This window comes from Burkholderia sp. E168m23 (genome assembly GCF_016586125.1).
Lineage (GTDB): Bacteria > Pseudomonadota > Gammaproteobacteria > Burkholderiales > Burkholderiaceae > Burkholderia > Burkholderia orbicola.
On the sequence record NZ_BCPP01000858.1, the window covers coordinates 1 to 3101 of the forward strand.

General features: G+C 62.0%; 3 protein-coding genes and 1 tRNA gene. 2 read left to right on the forward strand and 2 right to left on the reverse strand.

What is annotated here, in order from left to right; genetic code table 11:
- Nucleotides 1-340 (forward strand): methylated-DNA--[protein]-cysteine S-methyltransferase (locus JMF90_RS30855; RefSeq protein WP_156349320.1); only part of this gene is annotated, 340 nt, incomplete at its 5' end.
- A 105-nt stretch (nt 341-445) separates the two neighbouring features.
- On the opposite strand, the gene JMF90_RS30860 is transcribed toward JMF90_RS30855, so the two are convergent.
- Nucleotides 446-892, reverse strand: coding sequence for a carboxymuconolactone decarboxylase family protein (locus JMF90_RS30860; protein ID WP_011546755.1), 447 nt, complete (start codon nt 890-892; stop codon nt 446-448).
- A gap of 151 nt (nt 893-1043) precedes the next feature.
- Here JMF90_RS30860 and JMF90_RS30865 point away from each other — a divergent pair, with 151 nt between their 5' ends.
- Complete coding sequence (locus tag JMF90_RS30865) at nt 1044-2537, forward strand: PLP-dependent aminotransferase family protein (protein ID WP_011546756.1); 1494 nt, start codon at nt 1044-1046, stop codon at nt 2535-2537.
- Between the two features lie 310 nt (nt 2538-2847).
- On the opposite strand, the gene JMF90_RS30870 is transcribed toward JMF90_RS30865, so the two are convergent.
- Nucleotides 2848-2923: transfer RNA gene (locus tag JMF90_RS30870), tRNA-Arg, on the reverse strand.
- Nucleotides 2924-3101: the final 178 nt, after the last annotated feature.

Consider the following 3101-nt stretch of genomic DNA (forward strand, 5'->3'; position numbering starts at 1 on the left):
AGCGTTGGTGGCAAACGTCGTCGGTATGATCGAGCAGCCCGCTATCGACAAGAACCTCCCCCTCGATATTCGAGGCACCGCTTTCCAACAGCGTGTTTGGCAAGTGCTTCGCAAAATTCCGGTGGGAAGCACACTGAGCTATGCGCAGGTCGCGCGCCTCGTTGGAACTGACGTGTCGGAGCTTGATATTGCCAGCGCTTGCGCTGGCAACCCGCTAGCCGTTGCGATCCCTTGCCATCGCGTAGTCAGAACTGATGGAAGGTTTTGGGGCTATGCATGGGGCATTGACCGCAAGCAGGCGCTGCTTGACCGTGAACGTTGCACTCACGTGCAATCGTGAGCGACGATAATCATGAACGATTGCCGTGCCTCCGGTTTGAAGCGTCCGGCATAACGCAGCCCAGAGAGGCTCGGCAAAACGATTTCAGGGTACGCGCCGCGTTAATTACGCCACGGCAGCAACAGGCACCCGGAAAGGCGCACCGAGACGATTGAACGCGTTCATCGCGGCGATGGCGATCGTGAGGTCAACCAGGTCCTTCGGCGAAAATGCCGCCGCAGCAGCGGCATAGGCTTCATCCGATGCATGCGTTTCGCTGACACGCGTGACTTCCTCAGACCAGGCCAGCGCGGCACGCTCCTGATCGGTGAACAAGTGCGCAACCTCATCCCACACTGGCACCAGCGTAATTTTGTCGACGGACATGGTTTTTCTGAGATCGCGGCTATGCATGTCGATGCAATGCGCGCACCCGTTGATTTGCGAGACGCGGAGAAACACGAGGTGGACAAGTTCCTCGGGGAGATTCGTCTTCTTCGTGACGTAGTGGTGGATACCAAAAAGCGCCTTTGCGCCGTCCGGTGCGGTCTCTTGCCAGTTCATGCGGGTCATCTCGGTCCTTCTCCGTGGGTGATGCGAATAGTGTCGCCGTCGCGTCCAAGCCGCCTATCGACTTGCGCCGCGATCCATGTCATAACGCAACGTTACTCCGCTGGGCATTAGAGAAACAGGCCCAAAAACTGGCGAAACGACTGGCCCAAAAATGAATCAACCGAATTCGCCCGCTGCGCTGTCCATCCTGGTGGACCGTGCCATCGCCGAGCCGATCGGCGACCAGATCCATGCGAGCCTGCGCCAGGCAATCGTCGAGGGCCGGCTCGTACCCGGACAGCGCCTGCCTTCCGGCCGGGACCTCGCTGCGCAACTTGGCGTCGCCCGCGGCACCGTCCGCGTGGCCTACGATCGGTTGATCGCCGAGAATCTGGTATTCGGTGCAGGCTCCTCGGGCACACACGTTTGCGCGCGGCTGCCCGCGGAGCGAGCGGATGGCGAGGCTTCCCTTGACGGGCCTCTAGCGGATTTCACCCGCCCATTTTCGAGCGCCCCGCTTCCATTCCAGATGGGCGTACCGGCCCACGACGCATTCCCAGCCAAGCTCTGGGCCCGCATGCGCACGCGTGCCGTACGCGCCGATGCCTTCGCTTACACGGCCTATGCCGATCCGCGCGGCGAACCTGCCCTGCGAGCCCAGATCGCGAGCCACCTGGCCGTAAGCCGGCAGATGCAATGTCATCCCGATCAGGTCATCGTCACCAGCGGATACCGGCAAAGCCTGATGCTGGCACTGACCGCACTGCGCGCGCATGGACGCAAGGCGTGGCTCGAGGAGCCAGGCTATCCACTGGGAAGACGCGCGCTGGAAATCATCGGTGCAGCGGTCATACCCGTACCTGTCGATGCCGATGGGCTGCGAGTGGAGGCTGGCGTCGCCAGCGCGCCAGATGCTTTGCTGGCGTTGGTCACGCCGGGCCAGCATGCCCCGCTCGGCGTGACCCTGTCGCCGGCACGAAGGCATGCGCTGCTCGACTGGGCGGCGACAAGGGGTGCCTGGATCATCGAAGACGACTATCTCGGAGAACTACAGCTCGAAGGCCGCGCCGCACCGGCCCTTGCTGCAGGCGAAGGTGCCGAGTGTGTGGTTCACATCGGCGCGTTCAGCAAGACGATCAGCCCGGGGCTCGGCCTGGGTTTCGTCGTTGCCCCACGCTCAGTGGCGGAGCGTCTGGTTGAGGTAGCCGCCGTGTTGTCCCCAGCTCCGAACCGGACCACCCAATTGGCGGTGACGGAGTTTCTGAGGAATGGACACTACCTGCGGCACCTGCGACAGATGAAGGCGCTCTATGCGGAGCGCCGACGCCTGACGCTGGCGCATGTCAACAAGTTTCTGCCGGGCACCATGATGGCGGGCCTGGGGGTGATCGCACCGCTGCCACAAACCGCCGACGACCGCATGGTTGTCGGCATTGCCCGGGCGCATGGCCTCGCGCCTTCGGCACTCTCCGCCTGGTACCTTCGCCGCAGCAACGCACAAGGTGGCTTGCTACTCAGCGCGACAAACCTCCGCCCAGACAACATCGAGACCGTCTGCGCGACGCTTGCGGGTATCGTTGCGTCATCAAGTCGTAGCCCACATGAGTCCAACGGTCGCCAACGCGGCGTCGAACGTCCGCTTTCTAGAAATATCGACGACCGCTAAGGGTCGGAAAGAGCCGACCGCCGGATGCCATTTTCCAACGTTGGACGCCGTCAGACCAGATCGCTCAAAGCTGCGAAAAAGGGGGAGATTGTCTACGAGCAGCCGCCTTGGCCACGCAACATTGGGCGTCGGCAGTTTAGAGCCGGGAGATTTTCGGCAGGATAACGCGGAGCAGCTTTAGAGAACAGGGAGCAAGGCCGAGGGCCTCGACTGACGCGCTTTGGTGCATGGCGCATTTCCGTATGATTTCCGTACGAACTTGCCCAGCGCTAGAGGCGCTACACCAACTCCTTGATTTTTATCATTTTCTTGGCGCGCCCGGCTGGGATCGAACCAGCAACCCCTGCCTTCGGAGGGCAGTACTCTATCCATTGAGCTACGGGCGCGTGAGACAGTGAAGCGACCCCATATACAGGCCGCCCACGATTGGCAAGACGGCAAGGATACCCGGTTTCCCAAGACGCGTCCACCTTGCCCGCCGAATCGCCGCCGGGCGCCGCTGCGTGCGGGTAAACACGCGCCATCGCGCCGCTCGCCGTGATGTAAACGTTCCGTCTATAATCG